Origin of the sequence: Pseudoalteromonas sp. MER144-MNA-CIBAN-0113 (genome assembly GCF_040308965.1) — a bacterium.
Taxonomy (GTDB): Bacteria; Pseudomonadota; Gammaproteobacteria; order Enterobacterales; family Alteromonadaceae; genus Pseudoalteromonas; species Pseudoalteromonas tetraodonis.
Window position 1 is genome coordinate 1 of the sequence record NZ_JBEOOG010000556.1, and the last position, 241, is coordinate 241.

At 42.3% G+C, this 241-nt stretch carries 1 protein-coding gene; it reads right to left on the reverse strand.

Annotated features, from left to right (window positions below):
• Positions 1-241: hypothetical protein (locus tag AAEY57_RS20920; protein ID WP_502935516.1), on the reverse strand; the 241-nt coding region annotated here is incomplete at both ends.

The following is a 241-nucleotide window of genomic DNA, read 5'->3' on the forward strand; positions in this document are numbered from 1 at the left end:
TTCAACTACAGGGCCACTTGTTTGCTGCCAGGTTATGTTATTAATACTACCATCGCTGTCTTGTGCATCTGCAACTAGGGTTACACTGTCATCTTTTTCAGCTTCTTCTGGGCCTGTAACAATGACTGTTGGCGCGCTATTTACTTGATTAATTAAAACCGTTTTACTCGCTTGAGCGCTTTTACCGGCATTGTCAGTTACGGTTACGCTAAAGCCTAGCGTTGTATTTTCAGATACATTG